Annotated in this window: 22 protein-coding genes and 1 pseudogene; 7 read left to right on the top strand and 16 right to left on the bottom strand. The window is 75.5% G+C overall.

Annotation, left to right across the window (positions count from 1 at the left end; translation table 11 throughout):
* The 5 genes and pseudogenes from BMW62_RS21180 to BMW62_RS21200 form a co-directional block, all read right to left on the bottom strand.
* Positions 1 to 299, bottom strand: a pseudogene (locus BMW62_RS21180) (hypothetical protein); the annotation flags it as partial.
* Positions 300 to 807: 508 nt separating this feature from the next.
* Complete coding sequence (locus BMW62_RS21185) at positions 808 to 1890, bottom strand: SRPBCC family protein (protein WP_091935421.1); 1083 nt, start codon at positions 1888 to 1890, stop codon at positions 808 to 810.
* 153 nt (positions 1891 to 2043) lie between these two features.
* The gene (locus BMW62_RS21190; protein ID WP_091935424.1) at positions 2044 to 2901 is read right to left on the bottom strand and encodes an FAD binding domain-containing protein; all 858 of its coding nucleotides are present in this window, start codon (positions 2899 to 2901) and stop codon (positions 2044 to 2046) included.
* On the bottom strand, positions 2898 to 5402 hold the full coding sequence (locus BMW62_RS21195; protein WP_091935426.1) for a xanthine dehydrogenase family protein molybdopterin-binding subunit: 2505 nt from the start codon (positions 5400 to 5402) through the stop codon (positions 2898 to 2900). The genes BMW62_RS21190 and BMW62_RS21195 overlap by 4 nt, the downstream gene beginning before the upstream one ends.
* Positions 5403 to 5499: 97 nt before the next feature.
* Positions 5500 to 6051 (bottom strand): (2Fe-2S)-binding protein, encoded by a 552-nt coding sequence (locus tag BMW62_RS21200; RefSeq protein ID WP_091935429.1) that lies wholly within the window; start codon positions 6049 to 6051, stop codon positions 5500 to 5502.
* 240 nt (positions 6052 to 6291) lie between these two features.
* Between BMW62_RS21200 and BMW62_RS21205 the strand changes: the two genes are divergently transcribed.
* Positions 6292 to 6816, top strand: a complete 525-nt coding sequence (locus BMW62_RS21205; RefSeq protein WP_170852507.1) for a DinB family protein — start codon at positions 6292 to 6294, stop codon at positions 6814 to 6816.
* Positions 6817 to 6912: 96 nt separating this feature from the next.
* Here the strand turns inward: BMW62_RS21205 and BMW62_RS21210 are convergent, their stop codons facing one another.
* The 5 genes from BMW62_RS21210 to BMW62_RS23025 form a co-directional block, all read right to left on the bottom strand.
* A complete protein-coding gene (locus tag BMW62_RS21210) occupies positions 6913 to 8169 on the bottom strand; it encodes an MFS transporter (protein ID WP_244524203.1) in 1257 nt (418 codons plus the stop codon).
* A gap of 49 nt (positions 8170 to 8218) precedes the next feature.
* Positions 8219 to 9535 carry a sigma-54-dependent transcriptional regulator family protein gene (locus BMW62_RS21215; RefSeq protein ID WP_091935496.1) on the bottom strand — a complete coding sequence of 439 codons (1317 nt, stop codon included), beginning with the start codon at positions 9533 to 9535 and terminating at the stop codon, positions 8219 to 8221.
* Positions 9536 to 9615: 80 nt separating this feature from the next.
* Positions 9616 to 10851, bottom strand: a complete 1236-nt coding sequence (locus BMW62_RS21220; protein WP_244524204.1) for a multidrug effflux MFS transporter — start codon at positions 10849 to 10851, stop codon at positions 9616 to 9618.
* 106 nt (positions 10852 to 10957) lie between these two features.
* Positions 10958 to 12403, bottom strand: a complete 1446-nt coding sequence (gene mftF / locus BMW62_RS21225; RefSeq protein ID WP_091935439.1) for a mycofactocin biosynthesis glycosyltransferase MftF — start codon at positions 12401 to 12403, stop codon at positions 10958 to 10960.
* On the bottom strand, positions 12400 to 12954 hold the full coding sequence (locus BMW62_RS23025; RefSeq protein WP_091935442.1) for a cysteine hydrolase family protein: 555 nt from the start codon (positions 12952 to 12954) through the stop codon (positions 12400 to 12402). Before BMW62_RS23025 ends, mftF begins: the two co-directional genes overlap by 4 nt.
* A gap of 133 nt (positions 12955 to 13087) precedes the next feature.
* Here BMW62_RS23025 and BMW62_RS21235 point away from each other — a divergent pair, with 133 nt between their 5' ends.
* On the top strand, positions 13088 to 14089 hold the full coding sequence (locus tag BMW62_RS21235; RefSeq protein WP_091935445.1) for an iron-siderophore ABC transporter substrate-binding protein: 1002 nt from the start codon (positions 13088 to 13090) through the stop codon (positions 14087 to 14089).
* Between the two features lie 60 nt (positions 14090 to 14149).
* Here BMW62_RS21235 and mftE read toward each other — a convergent pair whose 3' ends face one another.
* Both mftE and BMW62_RS23570 read right to left on the bottom strand, forming a co-directional pair.
* A complete protein-coding gene (gene mftE / locus BMW62_RS21240; RefSeq protein ID WP_170852509.1) occupies positions 14150 to 14842 on the bottom strand; it encodes a mycofactocin biosynthesis peptidyl-dipeptidase MftE in 693 nt (230 codons plus the stop codon).
* 20 nt (positions 14843 to 14862) lie between these two features.
* Complete coding sequence (locus tag BMW62_RS23570; RefSeq protein WP_280138691.1) at positions 14863 to 14985, bottom strand: hypothetical protein; 123 nt, start codon at positions 14983 to 14985, stop codon at positions 14863 to 14865.
* A gap of 64 nt (positions 14986 to 15049) precedes the next feature.
* On the opposite strand from BMW62_RS23570, the gene BMW62_RS21245 reads away from it, so the two are divergent.
* Together BMW62_RS21245 and BMW62_RS21250 are read left to right on the top strand one after the other, a co-directional pair.
* Positions 15050 to 15427: a YchJ family protein gene (locus tag BMW62_RS21245; protein WP_091935448.1), complete on the top strand. Its 378-nt coding sequence runs from the start codon at positions 15050 to 15052 to the stop codon at positions 15425 to 15427.
* Between the two features lie 38 nt (positions 15428 to 15465).
* Positions 15466 to 15945 carry a pyridoxamine 5'-phosphate oxidase family protein gene (locus tag BMW62_RS21250; RefSeq protein ID WP_091935451.1) on the top strand — a complete coding sequence of 160 codons (480 nt, stop codon included), beginning with the start codon at positions 15466 to 15468 and terminating at the stop codon, positions 15943 to 15945.
* 25 nt (positions 15946 to 15970) lie between these two features.
* On the opposite strand, the gene mftC is transcribed toward BMW62_RS21250, so the two are convergent.
* The 3 genes from mftC to mftA are packed head-to-tail and all read right to left on the bottom strand — an operon-like array spanning position 15971 to position 17692.
* On the bottom strand, positions 15971 to 17194 hold the full coding sequence (gene mftC, locus BMW62_RS21255; protein ID WP_091935454.1) for a mycofactocin radical SAM maturase: 1224 nt from the start codon (positions 17192 to 17194) through the stop codon (positions 15971 to 15973).
* Entirely contained in the window at positions 17191 to 17544 is a 354-nt protein-coding gene (gene mftB, locus BMW62_RS21260; protein ID WP_091935457.1) for a mycofactocin biosynthesis chaperone MftB, read from the bottom strand. Before mftB ends, mftC begins: the two co-directional genes overlap by 4 nt.
* 13 nt (positions 17545 to 17557) lie before the next feature.
* Entirely contained in the window at positions 17558 to 17692 is a 135-nt protein-coding gene (gene mftA / locus BMW62_RS21265) for a mycofactocin precursor MftA (RefSeq protein ID WP_091935501.1), read from the bottom strand.
* A 108-nt stretch (positions 17693 to 17800) separates the two neighbouring features.
* Here mftA and BMW62_RS21270 point away from each other — a divergent pair, with 108 nt between their 5' ends.
* The 3 genes from BMW62_RS21270 (at position 17801) to BMW62_RS21280 (ending at position 20222) form a co-directional block, all read left to right on the top strand.
* Entirely contained in the window at positions 17801 to 18397 is a 597-nt protein-coding gene (locus tag BMW62_RS21270) for an acyl-CoA-like ligand-binding transcription factor (RefSeq protein ID WP_244524205.1), read from the top strand.
* Between the two features lie 119 nt (positions 18398 to 18516).
* Positions 18517 to 19749, top strand: coding sequence for a pre-mycofactocin synthase MftD (mftD, locus tag BMW62_RS21275; protein ID WP_091935463.1), 1233 nt, complete (start codon positions 18517 to 18519; stop codon positions 19747 to 19749).
* Between the two features lie 56 nt (positions 19750 to 19805).
* Positions 19806 to 20222, top strand: coding sequence for a DUF1707 SHOCT-like domain-containing protein (locus BMW62_RS21280; protein ID WP_211435232.1), 417 nt, complete (start codon positions 19806 to 19808; stop codon positions 20220 to 20222).
* On the opposite strand, the gene BMW62_RS21285 is transcribed toward BMW62_RS21280, so the two are convergent.
* Positions 20223 to 20741 (bottom strand): hypothetical protein, encoded by a 519-nt coding sequence (locus BMW62_RS21285; RefSeq protein ID WP_091935469.1) that lies wholly within the window; start codon positions 20739 to 20741, stop codon positions 20223 to 20225.
* Positions 20742 to 20801: the final 60 nt, after the last annotated feature.

A 20801-nucleotide genomic window follows, 5' to 3' on the forward strand; every position in this document is an offset into this window, starting at 1 on the left:
GCCCCGGCCGGGCCGCGGTCCCCGGCCCGCTCACCCCCAGGTGGCGGATCGGAAGGCGCCGGCCGGGCGGCCGCGAGGTCCATCACCAGCTCCACCCGCAACGCGGCCAGCTTCGCCTCGGCGACCACGATCTGGCCGAGCAGGTCGGCGGCCTCCACCGCGCCGCGCCGGGCCGGCAGCCACGCGGACAACGGCTCGTCCCACCGCTGCGGATCCGGGTCGGCCAGCTCCCACGGCGCCGGGAACGGGTCGACCGGGGACACCGTCACCCCGACCGCGAACCCGCCCACCACCGACATGACCGCAGGCTAGGCGGGGGGTGTGACAGTTTCTGCAGCTCAGGGCGGGACGAGCACGTCAGATCAACATCCCGCTTCTAGTGGCTCGTGAACAGTTCCCGCGGGTCGGCGCCGCAGGCACCGCAGTGACCTTCCGGCCCCAGCGGCGCACCGCAGTTCGGGCACTCGAACCGAGGCGGGCCTTCGGGCGGCACCGTCGGTGGTGGCGATGCCGGCCAACCCCACCGGCTGCGGCGGCGCCACGTCACGGGTATCGGCCGGGGCACGAGCGTCAGGGTCCCACGGCGGGCGTACCGGCGAAGCTGTCCTGCGCCCACCACCCGCTCCGTCACCCCAGGTGACGCGCTCACGGCCCGAGCTCCCGCGGACGTCCAACCCGGTGCGGACATGACTCCAGTGCGTCACCCCTAGCGGCACTGCTCAGGGCGCGAAGAAGCGCGCGAGACCAGCGACCAGGCGCCGGCCCAGAGGCCGGACCCGGCACCGTGACGGATCGGTCCCGCACGCCTCAGCGCCGGCGGCGGCGCCTGACCACGAGTGCGGCGACCAGCACCAGCGCGGCGACCCCCGCGGCGGGCACGGCGTAGCGGGTCAGCGCCGCCCCGCCGGCCACCTCGAGCAGGTCGATCGGCTCGGGCTCGGACTGCGCGGGACGCGACCGCTCCGCCGGCCCGCTGCCGGGCACGCTGCGCAGCGGAGCGCCGGTGGAGGGCCGGCCGGGCGGGGCGGTGTTGCCGCTGGGCGGCGAGCTCGGCGCCTTGCCGGCGGGTGCGGTGTCGGCGGCCTTCTCGGCGGTGACCTTGGCCGCGGTCTCCTTGGCCGGGGTCTCCGTGGTCGCCGTCTCCTTGCCGGAGGCGGCCTTCGCCGGGGCCGCCTTCTTCGCCGGGGTGGCCTTGGCGGGCGCTGCCTTCGCGGGCGCCGCCTTCTTCGCCGGGGATGCGTCGGCCGGCTCGCTCACCTTGTCGGTGGCCGAGGCGGCGGCCTTCTTCGTCGCCGCCGCGGCCTTCTTGGCTGCGGTGCCCTCGCCTGCGGCCTGCTCCGCCGAGGCGGCGACCTCCTCGACGACGCCGGTGGCCGTCGCCGCCGCCTTCGCCGCGGGACCGGCGTCCGCCGAAGCGGCCGCCCGGTCCGCGTCGCCCTGCGCGTCGCCCTCGCCGAGCTGGGCCGCGAGCTTGTCGGCGAACTGCCCGAGCAGCTTGTTGCCGACGTCGGTCATCACGCCGCGCCCGAACTGCGCCGGCCGGCCGGTGATGTTCAGGTCGGTGAGGACGTCGACCCGCGTCACCGACCCCTCGGCGCGGAGCTTCGCGGTGACCGTCGCCGCCGCCGTCCCGTTGCCCCGCTGGTCCTTGCCCCGGGCGTCGATGACCGCCCGGTGCGCCGCCTCGTCCTTCTCGATGAACGAGGCCTTGCCCTGGTAGGTCAGGTTGATCGGCCCGAGCTTGACCTTCACGCGACCGGTGAAGTCGTCGCCGTCGACGGAGTCCAGGGCCGCGCCGGGCATGCACGGGGCGATCCGCTCGATGTCGAGCAGCACCCGCCAGGCCTCGTCGACGGGCACCGGCACGGTGAACGAGTTCTCCAGCTGCACGGGATGACCTCCGTAAGGGGGACGACGGGACTCGGCCGGCCGCGGCCCCGTCCTGGGGACCGCCCCGAGCCTCGTGACGTACCGGAACGGCCCCCGTGCAGGGCCCCAGCACGGGCCTGCGGGTGCTGGGAAGCACGGGGGTCCTCCGTCAAGCTACAGCCCGGCGGCGGCCGTCACCGCCCGGCGCGTGAGGACGGTCGCCAGGTGCTGCCGGTAGTCGGCCTGGGCGTTCAGGTCGCTGCTGGGCTCGGTGCCCTCGGCGGCGTGCGCGGCGGCCGCGGCGATCGCCTCGGGCGTCGCCTCGGCACCGGCGAGCGCCGCCTCCACCGCGCCGGCGCGCAGCGGCGTCGGCCCCATGTTGGTCAGCCCGATCCGCGCCTCGGCGATGTGCCCGTTCTCGCGGCGCACCGCGGCGGCCACCGCGACGATCGACCACGCCTGGGCGACGCGGTTGAACTTCTCGTACCGCATGCCCCACTGCCCGTCGAGCTTCGGGACCCGCACCTCCACGAGCAGCTCTTCCTCGCCGACGGCGGTGGTGAGGTAGTCGACGGAGAACTCCCGCGCCGGCACGGTGCGGCGCCCGCCGGTTCCCGCGATGACGAACTCCGCGTCCAGCGCCAGCGCCACCGCGGGCAGGTCACCCGCGGGGTCGGCGTGCACCAGCGCACCTCCGAAGGTGCCCCGGTGGCGCACCTGCCGGTCGGCCACCGTGGCCGTGGCCTCGGCGATCAGCGGCGCGTACCGGCCGATCAGCGGGTCGGCGAGGACGTCGGAGTGCGTGGTCATCGCGCCGATGACCAGCGCGTCGCCGTCCTCCCGCACGCCCCGCAGCTCGGTGACCCGGCCCAGGTCGACGACGGTCTCGGGGGCCGCCAGCCGCAGTCGCATGACCGGGATGAGCGACTGCCCGCCCGCGAGGACCTTCACGTCCTCGCCGCCGGCGGCGATCGCCTGCAGCGCCTCGTCGACCGTGGTCGGGCGGGCGTACTCGAACGGTGCGGGAATCATCGGTCCCCTCCCAGCGAGGAAGCGTTTGACACAGAGGAGCGGGCCCCGCCGCCGGCGGTGGTCTCGGTCTGCGCCCCGCCGTAGGCGTTGGAGCCGGCGGTGGCGCGATCTCCGCCGTCCCCGCCGGCGTGGATGGCCCGCCAGACGCGCTCGGGTGTCAGCGGCATGCGGATGTCGGTGACGCCCAGGTGCCGGACGGCGTCCAGCGCGGCGTTGACCACCGCGGGCGTCGAGGCGATGCAGCCGGCCTCGCCCACGCCCTTGGCGCCGATCGGGTTCCCCGGCGCGGTGTGCACCGTGTTGCCCGTGTCGAAGTGCGGCAGGTCCGCGGCCGAGGGCACCAGGTAGTCGACGAAGGTTCCGGTGGTGAGGTTGCCGTCGGCGTCGTAGACGGCCTCCTCGTACAGCGCCTGCGCGATGCCCTGGGCCAGGCCGCCGTGCACCTGGCCCTCGACGATCAGCGGGTTCACGATCGTGCCGACGTCGTCCACGCAGGCGTACTTGCGGATCTTCACGAACCCGGTCTCGGTGTCGACCTCCATGGCGCAGAGGTGCGTGCCGTGCGGGAAGGAGAAGTTTTCCGGGTCGAAGGTCGCCTCGGCGTCGATGGACGGCTCGACCCCCTCCGGGTAGTCGTGCGCCGCGAAGATCGCCAGCGCGATCTCCTGGATGCCGAGCCCGGCGCCGGGCGTGCCCCGCACCGAGAACCGCCCGCCGCTGAACTCCAGGTCGTCCTCGCTGGCCTCCAGCAGGTGCGCGGCGATCTTCCGGGCCTTGGCGATCACCTTGTCCGCCGCCTTCACGACCGCCGAGCCGCCGACGACCAGCGACCGGGAGCCGTAGGTGTCCAGCCCGCGGGAGGAGATGGCGGTGTCGCCGTGCAGTACCTCGATGTCCTCGAACGGCACCCCGAGGGAGTCGGCGACCAGCTGGCTCCACGCCGTCTCGTGGCCCTGCCCGTGCGGCGTCGAGCCGGTGACGACCTCCACCTTGCCGGTGGGCAGCATGCGGATCGCGGCGTGCTCCCAGCCACCGGCGCCGAAGGAGAGCGAGCCGAGCACCCGCGAGGGGGCCAGGCCGCACATCTCGGTGAAGGTGGAGATGCCGATGCCCAGCTGGACCCGGTCGCCGGACTCCCGCCGCCGCTGCTGCTCGGCGCGCAGCTCGTCGTAGCCGAGCAGCTCCAGCGCCTGCTGCGTCGCCGTCTCGTAGTCGCCGCTGTCGTAGGCGAGCCCGGCCACCGTGGTGAACGGGAACTCGTCGGCGTTGATCCAGTTCTTCCGCCGCAGCTCCATCGGGTCCATGCCCAGCTCGACGGCGAGCTCGTCCATGATCCGCTCGATGGCGAACGTGGCCTCCGGGCGCCCGGCGCCGCGGTAGGCGTCGGTGGGCACCTTGTTGGTGAACACCCCGTCGCACTCGAAACGGTAGGCCGGGAACTTGTAGATGCCGGGGTACATGAAGGCCCCGAGCGCCGGGACGCCGGGCGTGATCAGCCGCAGGTAGGCGCCCATGTCGGCCAGCAGCCGGACGCGCAGGCCCTTGACGTTGCCCTCGCGATCGGCGGCGATGTCCACGTACTGGATCTGGTCGCGGCCGTGGTGTGCGGTCATCAGCGACTCGCTGCGCGTCTCGGTCCACTTCACCGGCTTGCCGAGCCGGCGGGCGATCAGCAGGCAGAGGATCTCCTCCGGGTTCACCTGCAGCTTGCCGCCGAACCCGCCGCCGACGTCGGGGGCCACCACCCGCAGCTTGTGCTCGGGGATGCCGGTGACCATCGCCGCCATCACCCGCAGGATGTGCGGGATCTGGGTCGCCGACCACATCGTGTAGTTGTCGCCCTGCGGCTGGACGACGACCGAGCGGGGCTCCATGAACGCCGGGATCAGCCGCTGCTGGATCAGCCGCCGGCTGACCACGACGTCGGCGTCGGCGAACGCCTGCTCGGTGTCCGACCCGGTGCCCATCTCGCCGGCGTCGAAGACGAAGTGGTAGCTGGTGTTGGACTCGAGGTGGTCGTGCACGAGGTCGGCGCCGCCCTCGACCGCCTCCTCCATGTCGAGCACCACCGGCAGCCCGTCGTAGTCGACGTCGACCAGCTCGACGGCGTCCTGGGCCGCGGCCTTGCTGCGGGCGACGATCACCGCGACCGCCTCGCCGACGTGGTTGACCCGGTCGACGGCGATCGAGGGGTGGCCGGGGTTGACCATGTCCGGCGTCACGGGCCAGGCACAGGGCAGCGACCCCTGCTCCTCGGCGAGGTCGGCGCCGGTGAAGACCGCGACCACGCCGGGTGCGTCCGCGGCCGCGGTGACGTCGACGTTCGTGATGCGGGCGTGCGCGACCGGGCTGCGGACGACGGCGAGGTGCAGCATCCCCGGCAGCACCATGTTGTCGGTCCAGGTCGTGCGGCCGGTGATGAGCCGCGCGTCCTCCTTGCGCTTCCGCGCCTTGCCGATCTCGGGGGACGGGGCCCCGGTGCGGTCCTCGACGGCGGTCATCGTGCCTCCTCGCTGTCCCCCGCAAGCGGGAGGTGCCCCCAGCTCGTCGGCCGGATGACCGTCGGTGCTGTGTCCTTCTCCGACCTCGCAAGCTCGGTCACGACTGCCCCACCACGTGCGGCGCGGCGGCGGTGTCGACCTCGGCCGGCGCCCCGTGGCCGTTGGCGGGTGGGCCGGAGCCATCGCCCCGCAGCTCGCCGGCCGCCTGCTGCACGGCGCGGACGATGTTCTGGTAGCCGGTGCAGCGGCAGAGGTTGCCCTCGATGCCCTCGCGCACCTCGTCCTCGCTGGGGTCGGGGTTGTCCTGCAGCAGGTCGATCGAGGCCATGATCATGCCGGGGGTGCAGAAGCCGCACTGGAGCCCGTGCATCTCGTGGAAGGCCTTCTGCACCGGGTGCAGCTCGCCGCCGCGGGCCACGCCCTCGATGGTGGTGACCTCGGCGCCGTCGGCCTGGACGGCCAGCACGGTGCAGCTCTTCACGGCCTCGCCGTCGAGGTGCACGGTGCAGGCGCCGCAGTTGCTGGTGTCGCACCCGACCACGGTCCCGACCTTGCCGAGCTGCTCGCGCAGGTAGTGGACGAGCAGGGTCCGCGGTTCGACGTCGTCCTGGTAGGACGCCCCGTCCACCCGCACGCTGATCCGGGTCATCAGTCCTCCGCCTCGTTGCAGGGGTCGCTGCGCCCGCGGTCGGCCGCGGGCCCGAGCGGAGTCTGACCCGAAAGGTGTGACTTAGGCCACGCTTACCTGCGCGATTTCTCCGTCCGGGCCTCGCGAAGGCCCTGGTGAGCGGGGTCCCGGCACGTTGCACGGCCGTTGCAGGCGGGATCGCCGCGCTTCCTGGCAGCCGGGGGTCTGGTGCCCCGACCGGCGGTGGGCGACGGTTCCCGGGTGCTCACCACCGCCCCGCCCCGCAGCCCCGCCGACGCCCTGGCCGCTCACCAGCAGCGGGTGGCCGAGCTGCTGACCGCCGCCCCGGCCGCCGCGCTCCGCTCCCGGCGCCTGCCGGACGCCCAGCACGTGCGGCTGGTCGGCTCCGGCCACTTCCCCGCCTACGCCGCGGAGCTGGCCTGGACGCCGCACGAGGTGGCGGGTCACCTGCGTGACAGCGCCCTGGTGTTCACCGCCCGTGTCGCGCGCCTGCGCACCGAGGACGACCCGCTGCTGCCCGACTTCGACCCCACCGCGGCCGACCGGGTGGCCGGGTACGCCACCGTCCCGCCGTCCCGCCTGCTCGACGAGCTGCGCGACGCCCAGGCCGGTCTGCTGGCGGCCGTCCGCGACGTGCCGGACGCCGACCGGGCGCGCACGGGGCGGCACGCCACCGACGGCGCGCTGACGCTCGGCGACGTCCTGGACTTCCTGCCCGGCCACCAGCGGGACCACGCCGAGCAGCTGGCCGCCCTGCTGCGCTGACCGCGGCCGGCCGCCCCGACGGTGTGCGCTGGTGCGCGGTTCCGGGCCGGGAACTGCGCGGCGGCGCACACCGTCGCGCAGCCCGGCGCCTCGCGGTCAGCGCACGCCGGCCGGCTCCACCCGCAAGGCCGGCGCCGCGTCGCCCGCGGCAGCGTCACGCAGCTCGCGGCGGCGGAGCAGCGCCGAGGCGGTGAGCGCCAGCAGACCCAGCACGGCGAGCCCCGCCCCGACCCAGCCCGGCGCGGTGTAGCCGAGGCCGGCGGCGATGACCAGCCCGCCGAGCCACGCGCCGAGCGCGTTGGCCGCGTTCAGCGCCGAATGGTTCAGCGCCGCCCCCAGCATCTGCGCCTCCCCGGCGACCTCCATCAGCCGCAGCTGCAGGCAGACCACCAGGACCGACGCGCTGGCGGCGAACAGGAAGATCGCGAGGACGATCGTGGCGGGGGTGCGGGCGGCCACCGGGACCAGCGCCAGCAGCACGCCGGTGACGACGTTGGCGCCGACCAGCGAGGGGAACAGCGCCAGGTCGGCGAGCCGGCCGCCCACCGCCGTCCCGAGCACGCCACCCACGCCGAACGCGAGCAGCACCAGGGGGATGGCGCCGCGGGACATGCCGGTGACCTCGGTGACCAGCGGCGCGATGTAGCTGTACACGGCGAACATGCCGCCGAACCCGACGACGCCGACCAGCAGCGTGAGCAGCACCTGCGGGCGGCGCAGCGCCCCGAGCTCGGTACGCACCATGGCCCCGCGGTTGCCCGGCGCGGCGGGCACCACGAAGGCGGTGGCGGCGATGGTGAGCAGCGCGAGCACCGCGACCGCCCAGTAGGCGGTGCGCCAGCCGAACTGCTGCCCGAGCCAGGTCGCCGAGGGCACGCCCGCGACGTTGGCCACGGCGAGGCCCAGCATCACCGAGCTCACCGCCCGGCCGCGCAGGCGCGGCGCCACGAGCGAGGCGGCCACCAGGGAGGCGACGCCGAAGTAGGCCCCGTGCGGCAGCCCGGAGAGGAACCGCGAGGCCAGCAGCGACCCGTACCCCGGGGCCAGCGCGGTGAGGACGTTGCCCGCGATGAAGGCCGCCATGAGCCCGAGCAGCACCGCCCGGCGCGGCAGCTTGGTGGCCAGGGCGGCGATCACCGGCGCCCCGACGACGACGCCGAGCGCGTAGGCGGAGATGAGGTGGCCGGCGGTGGGGATGGTGATGCCCACGCCCTCGGCCAGGTCGGGCAGCAACCCCATGGTGACGAACTCGGTGGTGCCGATGGCGAACCCGCCGAGCCCGAGGGCCACGACCGCGGCGACCAGCCTCCCGGTGGACAGAGGTGGGCGGTCGGCGAGGGGCGGGGCGATCACTCCAGCTGCGAAGTCGTGAGCCGCCCTCAGCATTCCCGCGCCGGGCGGGTCAGCGCACCGGGCCGGCCAGCCGCAGGCGGTGCAGGTGCGCCGTCACGGCCGCCCGGCGCGGTGAGCCGGCGGGCAGGACCTCGCACAACGCCTGCCAGACGCCGGCGTCCTCCCGCAGTTCGGGCAGCTGCGCCAGGCGCAGCAGCAGGTCGGGGCGGCGCGCGGCGAGCACCGCCCGCCGGACCAGGCCGAGCAGCCGGTCGCGGGCCTGCCGGACCCCCGGCGCCTGCGAACCGGGCAGCACCGGCCCCGCGTAGTGCTCGAGCGCGGCGGCGAGCTCGCCCCGCGCGACGAGCCGGCGCACCTGCTCGGCGTCGGTGCGCACCCGGCCGACCAGGCGGTACGGGCGGGACTCGAGCAGGTCGCCCCCGACCAGCCGCCGCAGCCGGGACAGCTCGGCCCGGACGGTGACCGTGGCCGCCGCGCCCGCGTGCACCTCGGCGGCGAGCTGGGCGGCGTCGCGCCCCTGCCCCGCGGCGGCGGCCTCCGCGAGCAGGAACAGCAGCTCCGAGTGCCGGACCGAGAGCTCCAGCGGCCCGCCCGGCAGCGTCAGCCGGGCCCGCTCCCGGCCCAGCACCTCCAGCCGGGCCTCCGCCGGCGCCGGCCCGGCCGCCGCCGGGCCGGCCGCGAGCCGCTCCCGATGCAGCCAGCGCAGCTCGGACTCCACGGCGGCCACCGTCGCGCGGACGAGGGTGAGCACGTGCGGGCTGGCCACGTGGTCGCCGCCGGTGACGTCGATCGCGCCGAGCAGCGCCCCGGTCACCGGGTCGTGCACCGGCGCGGCGGAGCAGCTCCAGGGCTGCACCGACCGGCGGAAGTGCTCGCTGCCGTAGATCTGCACGGCGGCGTCGACCGCCAGCGCCGTCCCCGGGGCGTTGGTGCCGGCGACCTCCTCCGACCACCGGGCGCCCTCGACGAAGTTCATCGCCCCCGCCCGCGCGCGCAGCCCGCGGTCGCCCTCGACCCACAGCATCCGGCCGGCGGCGTCGCTGACGGCCACGATCATCCGGTCGGCCTCGGCGTCCTGCACCAGCAGCCGGCGGATCACCGGCAGCACCGGGGCCAGCGGGTGGGCGGCCCGGTAGGCCCGCAGCTCGGCGTCGAGGAGCTCGACCGGGGGGAGGCCGCCGTCGGGGTCCACGCCGCTGCCGAGGGAGCGCCGCCACGAATCGCGCACGACCGGGCGGACCGCGTCGTCGGCGGGCAGCGCGCTGGCGGTGACGAGGCGCTCGTGCGCCGCGCGCAGCCGACGCGTGCGGGCGGCGGACGGCGGCCCGTCCGGCAGCGCCAGCCACGGGTTGACGGCGGTCGTCACCGGCCGGGCCACGGGAAGTCGCTCATCTCCCGGTCATCGTGGCCGCTACCGGCGGTTTCCACCAGAGCGGGAACCGCGGGTCAGCGCAGCTGCCACGGCCGGACGACGGCGCCCAGGACGACGAGGGCGAGCGACAGCGCCGCGACGACCACCAGCCCGATCGCCGGCGAGTCGTTGCCGAGCAACCCCACCACCGGGGAGACGACCGCCCCCACGCCGAACTGCACCGCGCCGAGCAGGGCGGCGGCGCTGCCCGCGGCCTCGCCGTGCCGGGAGAGCGCCAGCGCGGGCGCGTTGGGCAGCGCGAGGCCGCAGGCGAACAGCACGACCCACAGCGCGCCGGTGACCGCGGGGAGGCCGCCGGTGCCGGTGGCGGCGAGCCCGACCAGCCCCGCCCCGGCGAGCGCCCCGAGCACCGTGCCGGCCACCAGCAGCCGCTGCGGGGACCAGCGGCGCAGGAGCAGCGGGTTGAGCTGGGTGGCCGCGATCAACCAGAACGCCCCCGCGCCGAACAGCAGGCCGAACTGCTGCTCGTCGAGGCCGAACTGCTCCTGGTAGACGAACGAGGAGCCCGACACATAGCTGAACAGCCCCGCCATCGTCAGCCCCGCGACGAGCACGAGGCCGACGTAGACGCGGTCGTGCAGCAGGTCGCCGTAGATCTGCAGCGTGCCCCGCACCCCGTTGCTGCGCCGCCGCTCCGGCGGCAGCGTCTCGCGCAGCGTCAGCCAGCCGACGACCACCATGACCAGCCCGTAGGCGGCGAGGGCGGCGAAGACGCCGCGCCAGCTGGTGAAGCGCAGGAGCTCCCCGCCGATGGTGGGCGCCAGCACCGGCGCCGCGCCGAGCACGAGGAACAGCCGGGAGAGCATCGTCGCCGCGGCCCGGCCGTCGTAGAGGTCGCGCACCACGGCCAGCGCGATCACCGAGCCGGCAGCCGCGCCGACGCCCTGCAGGAAGCGCAGCGCGCCGAGCACGGCGATGGTCGGGGCGAGCAGCACCAGCAGCGAGGCCAGCACGTGCAGCGCCGTCCCGGCGATCAGCGGGCGGCGCCGGCCCCAGGCGTCCGACAGCGGGCCGATGACCAGCTGGCCGAAGGCGAGGCCGACCAGGGTGCCGGTGAGCGTCAGCTGCACCGTCGCCGACGTCGTCAGCAGGTCGTCGGTGATGCTCGGCAGCGCCGGCAGGTACATGTCGATGGTCAGCGGGCCGAGCGCGACGAAGGCGCCCAGCGTCAGCGCGGTGCGCGCGGCCCCCGGGCGGTCGGGGGCGGATGCGGCGGCTGCGGGCGCGGTGCGCTCCTGGGTGGTGGTCACGGCTTCCCCGTCGATCGGTGCTGAGCGGGACCCACGCTGGTCGGACCGCGGTACGACGCCTCCCAAGGCGCCGGGGCGGCCGCGCATTCCGCGACCCGGCGGTCCGTCAGCGCGGTGGGCGCACCGGGAGGAGGGCCCGGGGGTCGCGGGCCCGCACCGCGCCGGCCCACAGCCCGGTGCCGTAGGCGAGGTCGTCCAGCCGCCGGGCCAGGCCGTGACGGACCGGTCCGATCCGATCCCGGTGCGGCCACCAGCTCACCAGCGCGTCGGCCACGGCGACGGCCAGCAGCCCCCGGCGGGCCCGCCGCGACCCCACGGCCGCCGCCGCCGCCAGCGGCCAGTGGTGCCGGGTGACCACCCGGGCCAGCGCCTGCCCCGACGCCGCCAGGCCCCGCACCGCCAGGCCGGCGGCGAGCGCGGCCGGGGCGAACTCCCCGGGGCGGGCCAGCCGGCGGGCGAGGCGGGCGGTGGTCCACCCGAGCAGGCCGACGCCGGCACCCCTCCCCCAGCGCCTCCCGGCCACCAGCAGCGCCCAGGTGGCCGCCGTCTCCGGCGCGATCACCAGCGGCGACACGGCCGGGCCGTGCCGGGCGGCCAGCAGCGCGGCGCCGGTGCCGTAGAAGGCGCGGCGGCGCAGCCAGTCGGCGGTGCGCGCCGGGTGCTCGTGGGCGACCGCGGCCGCCGGCTCGTACCGCACCCGCCAGCCCGCGGCGGCCAGCCGCCAGACGAGGTCGACGTCCTCGGCGACCTGCATCGCCTCGTCGAACCCCGCCCCCATCGCCGCCCGGCGCACCAGCAGCGCCGCGCTGGGCAGGTAGGAGACCGCCGACAGCGGCCGCACCGCCGCCGGGTGCGGGCCCATGCCGAGCGCGCCGGCGATCTCCTCGTAGGGGCTCGTCCAGCCGCGCGCCGCCCCGGCCAGCGGCACGATGCGGGGACCCACGACGGCCAGCCGCGGATCGGACAGGTGCGGGCGCAGCCGGGCCAGCCACCCGGGCAGCGGCACGCAGTCGGAGTCGAGGAAGGCGACGAGGTCCGTCGTCGCGGCCGCCAGCCCGGCGTTGCGCGCGGCCGCCGGCCCCCGGGCGCGCGGGTGCCGCAGCACCCGGACGCCCTCCGGCGCCACCACCGGCGCCGCCGACCCGTCGTCGACGACGACGACCGGCAGGCCGGCGGTGGCGGGGTCGGCGCGCAGCGCGGCGAGCAGCCGGGCCAGCCCGGCCGGGCGGTCCTTCACGGGGACGACGACGGTCACGCCGGCCGCGTCGGCGTCCGCGGGCAGGTCGGGGTGGGCCGGCAGGTCGGGGTGGGCCGGCAGGTCGGGGTGGGCGAGGCCGGCGTCCAGCAGCCGGGCGGCCAGCGCGGCGCTCGTCGCGTCGCGGACCGCCAGCCGATCGGTGGCGAGCAGGCCGGCGGCGCGGGGGGCGAGCCGGAGCAGCCGCAGCGGCGACCCGCCGAGCAGGGTGGCACCGCCGTCGCGGCGGCGGGTGCGCGGGTCGAGCCGGACGGCGAACCCGTCGGGCAGGCGGCGCTCCGATGGGGCGGGGATCACCCCTCCGCCAGGACCTCGTCGGTCGTCGCGAAGGTCACCAGCGGCGCGTAGCCGGCCATGACCTGCAGCGCCCGCCCGTGCTCCTCGTCGCCCGCCCCGGCGCACGCGTCGGTGACCACGCGCACGGGCACGCCGGCGTCGGCGGCCGGCAGGACGGTGGAGACGACGCAGCAGTCGGTGGCGACGCCGACGACGGTGAGCGGCCCCTCGCCGACCACCGCGGCCAGCTCCGGCCCCCACTTGCCGAACGTGGTGGCGTCCACGACCGGCCGTCCGCCCGGGTCCTCGACGAGCTGGTAGCAGTGCGCGTCGGGCGGCTGGAGCGCGAAGTCGTACTTCGCGTAGTACTCCTTCCACGCCCCGACCGGCTCGGCAGGCGCCACGAATCGGGTGAAGACCACGCGCTCGCCGAAGGCCTCGACCAGCCGGCGGATGCGCGGGCGGACCTCCTCGAACCGCGGCGCGGTCCAGGGCGAGTCCTGCTGGCCGAAGACGTGCTGCAGGTCGACCACGACCAGCCAGCCCTCGTGCCCCGCGCTCGCCCCGTCCATGCCCGGCTCTCCTCGTGGGTCCCGCCCGCGGCCCGCGGGGCCTCCGACAGTAACGATCCGGTCCCGGCCGCCGGCTTCCCAGGTCCATGTGCTCTGCTTAGGTCAGCCTTACCTGATCGTCCGAGGAGATCCCATGTTCGTCCGTCCTGCCCTCCGCAGCGCCGTCGCGCTCGCGGCCACCGCACTCGTCGCCACCGGCTGCGGAGCGGGCGACGAACCCGCCCCCGCCGAGAGCGAGGTGACCGGCGGCTCGTCGTCGTCGGCCTTCCCCGTGGCGGTGGAGACCGCCTTCGGCGAGGTCACCGTCGAGGAGGAGCCCACCCGCGTGGTCGCGCTCGGCTGGTCCGACGCCGAGACGGCGCTCGCGCTCGGCGTGGAGCCGGTCGGCGCCAGCGACTGGCTCGCCGTCGGCGGGGAGGACGGCCTCGGCGACTGGGTCGAGCAGGGCTACGACGAGCCGCCGGTGCTCATCGAGACCCTCGAGCCCAGCTTCGAGGCGATCGCCGCCCTCGAGCCGGACCTCATCCTCGACACCCGCTCGTCGGGCGAGGAGAGCCGCTACGAGCTGCTGAGCCAGATCGCCCCGACGATCGGCCAGCCCGGGGGCGTGGGCCCGTACCAGACCACCTGGCAGCAGCAGCTGGAGATGGTCGGCCGCGCGCTCGGCAAGACCGAAGAGGCCGAGGAGCTCGCGGCGCAGGTCGAGCAGGCGTTCGCCGACGCCGCCGCCGAGCACCCGGAGTTCGACGGCACCGAGGTCGCCGTCGGCGCGTACACCTCCGAGGGCTTCGGGGCCTACGTGAGCGGGGACTCGCGGGTCCAGTTCATGGAGCAGCTCGGCTTCGAGAACAAGGCCGAGATCGAGGCCCTGGCGACCGAGAACTTCTTCGTGCCGGTCAGCGAGGAGCAGCTCTCCCTGCTCGACGCCGAGCTCACCGTGGTCTTCCCCATCTTCGTGGAGGCCTCGGAGTTCACCGGCAACCCGCTGTGGCAGGCGCTGCCCGCCGTCCAGGAGGGGCGCGCCGTCGTCCTGGAGGACCTCACGGTGCTGAACGCGTTCTCCAGCGCGTCGGCCCCGGGTCTGCTGTACGCGATCGACGCCACCGTGCCGCAGTTCGCGGACGCGCTGGACTGACCCGGAGGGTGCCCGCCGGTGCAGGGGCCGGAGGCCTCCCACCGGCGGGCACCCAGCGGCTCAGCTCAGCCGCCCCGCGCCGTCGATGCGCCAGGTGCCCACGGCGGAGGTGAGCCGGCCGACCAGCCCGTCGAGCAGCCGCGCGCCCTCCTCGGCGCCGGCCCCGGCCGGGTCCCCGAGCACGCCGGTGGGGCTCACGGCCCGCACGCCCTCGGCGCGCAGGCGGGGCAGCAGGGCGCCGATCGGCGTGGTCTCGCCGGTCACGGCGCGGTCTCGCCGGACCTGCTCCGGTTCCACGTGCAACATCAGCGACGTCTCGGTGCGGCCGGCGTGCGCGTCGCCGCCCGGGAAGCCGCACGGGAACCACGCCACGTCGCGGCCCTCGGCGCGCACCCGCGGCACCGCCGTCCGCAGCGCGTCGAGGTTGCCGCCGTGCCCGTTGACGATCAGCACCCGCCCGGCCCACCGGCAGGCCGAGCGCCCGTACTCGACGAGCAGCCCGGTCAGCGCCTCGGTGCCCAGCGAGACCGTGCCGGGGAAGTCCTCGTGCTCACCGCTGGCCCCGTAGGCGAGCGCGGGGGCCAGCAGTGCGCCGTCCAGCCGGTCGACGGCGCGGTCGGCGACCGCCGTGGCGATCGCGGTGTCGGTCGTCAGCGGCAGGTGCGGGCCGTGCTGCTCCACGGCACCCAGCGGGACGACCAGCAGCGGGCGCTCGGGCAGCTCCGGCCAGGTCACGGCACCGAGGGAGGTCACCGCCGCACCCTAGGCCCCGGTCAGCCGGCGGAGACCTCGTCCTCGACCACGCGCATCGTCGCCACGGCGTCCTCCCGCCTCGTCCGCACCGCACCGGTGCTCCGCTCCGCGGCGCCCACGGCGTCGCCGTCCAGCACAGTCATCGGCAGCCGATCGGCCGGCGTGGGCCGAGTCCGCCCGCGGCAGCGGCTCGGGCAGGATCCGGGCGTGCCCCCACGTCGCTGCCCCTGCGGGACCGGTCTGCCCTACGCGGAGTGCTGCAGCCCGCGCCACGACGGCTCGGCGCCCGCGGCGACCGCCGAGCAGCTCATGCGCTCCCGCTACAGCGCCTTCGCCGTCGGCGACGCCGGCTACCTGCTGCGCACCTGGCACCCCGCCACCCGGCCGCCGGCGCTCGACCTCGATCCCGCGGTGCGCTGGTCCGGCCTCGAGGTGCTCGCCACCACCGCCGGCGGGCTGCTCGCCGCCGAGGGGACCGTCGAGTTCGTCGCCCGGTTCCGGCACGGCGGTGCGGACGGCGAGCAGCACGAGGTGAGCCGCTTCGCCCGGGAGGACGGCGCCTGGCGCTACGTCGACGGCCGCTGACGCGTGTCGCGGGCCGGCCCGCTGGGCACGAGCCGGGCATGAGTGCAGAGGACACCCGCAAGGTCGCCGAGCTGATCAAGGGGGAGCGCTTCGGCTTCCTCACCACCATCGCCCCCGGCGGCAAGCTGACCAGCCGGCCGATGACGCTGCAGGAGGTCGAGTTCGACGGTGACCTGTGGTTCTACGCCGAGCGCGGTTCCCACCCGGTCGCCCACATCGCCGCGCAGCCCCAGGTGAACGTCGGCATCGGTTCCGGCGGCACCTGGGTGTCGCTGACCGGCCACGCCCGCGTCGTGGACGACCTCGCGAAGAAGAAGGACCTCTGGAACGGCGGCGTCGAGGCGTGGTTCCCGAACGGCCCCGAGGACCCCGACGTCGTCCTCATCGAGGTCGAGGGGGACTCGGCGGAGTACTGGGACAGCCCGGGCGGCCGGCTGGCCACCGCCTTCAGCTTCGTCAAGGCCAAGGCCACCGGTGAGCGCATCGACGCCGGGGAGAACGAGAAGGTCGACCTCTAGCGGACCGGCACGCCGAGCCGGGCTCTCAGCGCAGGTCGAGCCCCGCCAGCGGTGACTCGTCGCAGATCTTGCTCGGGATCGCAGGGATGCCGAGCAGCGTGGGCTGCCCGCGGACCGGCCCGGTGTGCGAGTGGTCCAGGTGGCTCTTCGGCTTCACCGTCGCGGCGTCGCGGGCGGCCAGCGCCGTCTCGCCGTAGCCCTGCACGCACTCCGGGTCGGGGCCGTCCAGCGGCAGGCCGGTGAAGAACTTCGCCGCCATGCAGCCGCCGCGGCAGGCGTCGAAGTGGGCGCACTTCGTGCAGGCGCCACCGGTCTGCGGGCTGCGCAGGTCGGCGAACAGCTCGCTCTGCTGCCACACCCGCTGGAAGCCGCCCTCGTCGCGCACGTTGCCGGCGAGGAAGTTCTCGTGGATGGCGAACGGGCAGGCGTAGACGTCGCCCACCGGGTCGATCAGGCAGACCACCCGGCCGGCGCCGCAGAGGTTCAGCCCCGGCAGCGCCTCCCCGAAGGCCGACAGGTGGAAGAACGAGTCGCCGGTGAGCACCTGCTCGCCGTTCGCCAGCAGCCAGGAGTAGAGCTCGCGCTGCTGGGCCTGCGTCGGGTGCAGCTCGTCCCAGACGTCGGCCCCGCGGCCCGACGGGCGCAGCCGGGTGATCCGCAGCTGCGCGCCGTAGCGGTCGGTGAGCGCCTTGAACTCGTCGAGCTGCCCGGCGTTCTCCCGCGTGACGACGACCGAGACCTTGAAGTCCTTCATCCCGGCCTCGGCCAGGTTCTCCAGGGCCCGGGTCGCGGTGGCGAAGGAGCCGGTGCCGCGCACCCGGTCGTTGACCTCCGCGGTCGCGCCGTCCAGGGAGATCTGCACGTCGACGTAGTCCGTGGCCGCCAGCTGGGCGGCGCGGGTCTTGTCCAGCTTCACGCCGTTGGTGGAGAACTTGACCCCGACGTCGTGGCCGATGGCGTAGTCGAGCAGGTGCCAGAAGTCCGGCCGGACCGTGGGCTCGCCGCCGCCGACGTTGACGTAGAACACCTGCATCCGCTGCAGCTCGTCGATCACCGCCTCGGCCTCGGCGGTGGAGAGCTCGCGCGGGTCGCGCCGTCCGGAGGAGGACAGGCAGTGGACGCACGCCAGGTTGCAGGCGTAGGTGAGCTCCCAGGTGAGGCAGATCGGCGCATCCAGCCCGTACTCGAACTGGTCGACCAACCGGCCACCGGTGGGGCGCTGGGGGCGGGACGGCAGGACGGCGGTCATACGGCCTCCGTGCAGGGGCCCGCCGCGAGCGTGCGAGTGGTGGGGGGCACGGAGGTCCTTTCTTCGATCATCTGGGAGCGGGCGAGATCGGCCAGCGCCTTCACGTAGGCGGGCCGCTGGGTCTCGGGGACGCCGCACGCGACGAGCGTCGCCTCGGCGCTGGGGTGGTCGGCCAGCGCCTCGACGACGGCGACCAGCGTCCTCGACTTCAGGAACGAGAGCTTCCGGTTGCCGAAGTGGTAGACGAGCGCGCCGAACGGCTCCGGCCGGAGCGCGACCGACCGGGCCTTCTGCCACGGCAGCGCGGGGTCGAACACGGCCGTCACGTCGGGCCCGGCCGGCGCGGTCATCGGGGCGGGCAGCTCAGTAGACGCCGCACATGCCGTCGATGGAGACCTCCTCGACGAGCGACTCCTCGACGAGGACCTCCTCGGTCGCGGGAGCCTCCGGGGCCCGGAACTCCACGGCGGGGACGTCGGGCTGGGTGGTCTCGGGCATGGCAGCCTCCGTGAACGCGGTCACATGGACCTGCCGGACGTTAGTGACACCCGGTGCCAGGAGCAACAGCGGGTTCGCCGGCGCCCGGCGGACCGGCACAATGCCCGCGTGGCGGAGACGAGGACGGCGGCCCCCGTCGTCCCAGACGGGCGGGCCCGCGTGGAGCGCGCGGCGCTCGACCTCTTCGCGACCCGGGGGTTCGAGCAGGTCACCAGCGACGAGGTCGCCGACTCCGCGGGCATCAGCCGCCGGACCTTCTTCCGCTACTTCCCGACCAAGGCCGACGCCGTCTGGGGCGACTTCGCCGGCCACGTCGCCCGGCTGGAGCGGCTGCTCGCCGACGCGGACCCGGCCCAGCCGGTGCTCACCTCGGTCTGCGCCGCCTACGTCGAGGTCAACGACTACCCGGACGCCGAGCTGCCGCTGCTGCGGGAGCGCATGCGGCTGATCCTCACCGAGCCGGCCCTCCTGGCGCACAGCCAGCTGCGCTTCGCCGAGGTCGACCGCGTGGTCGCCCGGCACGTCGCGGCGCGGACCGGCGGGACGCCCACGGGATTGCTGCCGCGGCTGGTCGCGGCGAGCACCCGCGCCGCCGCGACGACGGCGTTCGAGGCGTGGCTCGCCGAGGCGGGTTCGCCCCTGACCCGGCACCTGCACCTGGCGTTCGACGAGATGGCGGCGGGCTTCCCCAGCCTCCGCGGCTGACCCGGAGGGGCGACCGGTGTGGCCGCCGTCTCACCTGCGGCGCTAGCCTGGCACTCAGTGCCACCGGCCGCCGCGCCGGCCCACCGCCCGGTCGACCGGGCCGGACGAAGGAGATCCCCATGGCCAACGCGTGGTTCGAGTCGGTCGCCGAGGCCCAGCGCCGGGCGAAGAAGCGGCTGCCCAAGGGCGTCTACGGCGCGCTGGTCGCCGGCTCCGAGCGCGGGCTGACCCTCGAGGACAACCTCGCCGCCTTCGCCGAGCTCGGGTTCTCCCCGCACACCGCCGGGCTGGCCAACGAGCGGAACATGGCCGTCACCGTCATGGGCCAGCCGATGTCGATGCCGGTGCTGATCAGCCCCACCGGCGTGCAGGCGGTGCACCCCGACGGCGAGGTCGCCGTCGCCCGGGCCGCCGCCGCCCGCGGGGTGGCGATGGGGCTCTCCTCGTTCGCCAGCAAGCCGATCGAGGAGGTCACGGCGGCCAACCCGCAGACCTTCTTCCAGATGTACTGGGTGGGCACCCGCGAGGAGATGCTCGCCCGCATGGACCGGGCCCGGAAGGCCGGTGCCGTCGGCATGATCGCCACGCTGGACTGGTCGTTCGCCTACGGCCGCGACTGGGGCAGCCCCTTCATCCCCGAGAAGATCGACCTCGACGCCGCCCGGAAGTACGCGTCCCAGGTGCTGGTCAAGCCGCGCTGGCTGCTCGACTTCGCCCGGACCCGCAAGCTCCCCGACCTGACGGTGCCCAACATGGTGGCGACGCCGGGCGACCCGGCGCCGACCTTCTTCGGCGCCTACGGCATGTGGCAGCAGTCACCCATGCCCACCTGGGAGGACGTCGCCTGGCTGCGCGAGCAGTGGGACGGCCCGTTCATGCTCAAGGGCGTCATGCGGGTCGACGACGCCAAGCGCGCCGTCGACGCCGGCGTCACCGCCATCTCGGTCTCCAACCACGGCGGCAACAACCTGGACGGGACGCCGGCCTCGGTGCGCGCGCTCCCCGCGGTGGCCGACGCGGTGGGCGACCAGATCGAGGTGCTGCTCGACGGCGGCATCCGGCGCGGCGGCGACGTCGCCAAGACCCTGGCCCTGGGCGCCAAGGCCGTCATGATCGGCCGGGCCTACCTCTGGGGCCTCGCGGCCAACGGCCAGGCCGGCGTGGAAAACGTGCTGGACCTGCTGCGCGACGGGCTCGGCGCGGCGATGGTCGGCCTGGGCCGGCCCGACGTCTCCGGGCTCTGCCGCGACGACCTCGTCGTCCCCCCGGGCTTCGAGCGGGCGCTGGGCGACACCGCCGTGGAGAACGCGCTGCTGGCCACCTCGCCCGCCCGCCGGCGGCGCGAGGCCTGACCCGCCCGTACGCCGGACCGGCCACGCCCGCCGGTCGTCCTGCGAGGATGACCGGCGTGAGCGAGCCGGTCCGGTCCGAGGACCTCCGCACCTCCGACGCCGAGCGCGCGGCCGTCGCGGCGGGGCTGCAGCGCGCCCACGACGCCGGCCAGCTCGACCTCGCGGAGTTCGACGAGCGGGTGCGGGCCGTGTGGGCGTCGCGCACCCGCGGCGACCTGGCCCGGGTGACCGCCGACCTGCCGGCGCTGCCACCGCCGCCCGGCCCGCGCCGGGTGTTCGGTGACGACGACGCCGGCACCGCGATGAAGGTGCTCACCACCATCTGGCTCTGCCTGAGCCTGGTGAACCTCGCCGTCTGGGGCATCCTCGAGGGGACCGTGGGCGGCATCCACCCGTGGTGGCTCTACGTGGCGCTGCCCCCGGGCGCCGTGCTGGGCACGCTCTACGCGATCGGCATCGGCCGTCCCCGCTAGTCAGCCCTCGGGGTCCAGCAAGGCGACGCGGCGGCGCAGCCGCACGAGCTGGTACCGGTGCCCGGCGGCGATCGCGACGAAGAAGGCAGCGCCCAGCCACCACCACGCGCTCTCGGTGGACGCCAGCCCCACCGCCACGGCAGCCATGAACAGGAAGAACGGCGGCCCCCAGGCGCGCTGACGCTCCAGCGGCCCCAGCTGGGCGAGGGCCAGCTCGTGCGCCGCCCGCCGCACCTCCGTCTCGGCCGGCACCGGGCCCCGGGAGGCGGCCCGCCGCACCCGCGGGGACAGCCCCTCCGGCGACCGCTCGGCGGCCTCGCGGACACCCCGGTTCTGCCGGTGGAGCACCGGCCCCATGACGGCACCGAAGAACAACCCCAGCAGCCCACCGACCGCGAGGGCCTCCGACCAGCTCTCCCCCTCGAGAAGGCGGCTCCACAGCACCCAGAACAACCCGAACGTGCTGCCGGTGACCACCGACAGGACCCAGACCGGGGCTTGCAGCAAGCGGTGGCGCACACCGCCATGCTGCTGGCTGCCGAGCCGGGCCGCGTGCCCGTCACCCGTTCGCGTGATCAG

The sequence above is a fragment of the Blastococcus sp. DSM 46786 genome, assembly GCF_900109665.1.
Classification (GTDB): Bacteria; Actinomycetota; Actinomycetes; order Mycobacteriales; family Geodermatophilaceae; genus Blastococcus; species Blastococcus carthaginiensis.

Coding starts and splice junctions, on each gene's coding strand:
- BMW62_RS21250 (WP_091935451.1), top strand. CDS start 15,466: ATGAGTGCAGAGGACACCCGCAAGGTCGCCGAGCTGATCAAGGGGGAG.
- mftA (WP_091935501.1), bottom strand. CDS start 17,692: ATGCCCGAGACCACCCAGCCCGACGTCCCCGCCGTGGAGTTCCGGGCC.
- BMW62_RS21195 (WP_091935426.1), bottom strand. CDS start 5,402: ATGACCGCCGTCGAGGACCGCACCGGGGCCCCGTCCCCCGAGATCGGC.
- BMW62_RS21235 (WP_091935445.1), top strand. CDS start 13,088: ATGTTCGTCCGTCCTGCCCTCCGCAGCGCCGTCGCGCTCGCGGCCACC.
- mftB (WP_091935457.1), bottom strand. CDS start 17,544: ATGACCGCGCCGGCCGGGCCCGACGTGACGGCCGTGTTCGACCCCGCG.
- BMW62_RS23025 (WP_091935442.1), bottom strand. CDS start 12,954: ATGGACGGGGCGAGCGCGGGGCACGAGGGCTGGCTGGTCGTGGTCGAC.
- mftC (WP_091935454.1), bottom strand. CDS start 17,194: ATGACCGCCGTCCTGCCGTCCCGCCCCCAGCGCCCCACCGGTGGCCGG.
- mftD (WP_091935463.1), top strand. CDS start 18,517: ATGGCCAACGCGTGGTTCGAGTCGGTCGCCGAGGCCCAGCGCCGGGCG.
- BMW62_RS21200 (WP_091935429.1), bottom strand. CDS start 6,051: ATGACCCGGATCAGCGTGCGGGTGGACGGGGCGTCCTACCAGGACGAC.
- BMW62_RS23570 (WP_280138691.1), bottom strand. CDS start 14,985: ATGACTGTGCTGGACGGCGACGCCGTGGGCGCCGCGGAGCGGAGCACC.
- BMW62_RS21190 (WP_091935424.1), bottom strand. CDS start 2,901: ATGATTCCCGCACCGTTCGAGTACGCCCGCCCGACCACGGTCGACGAG.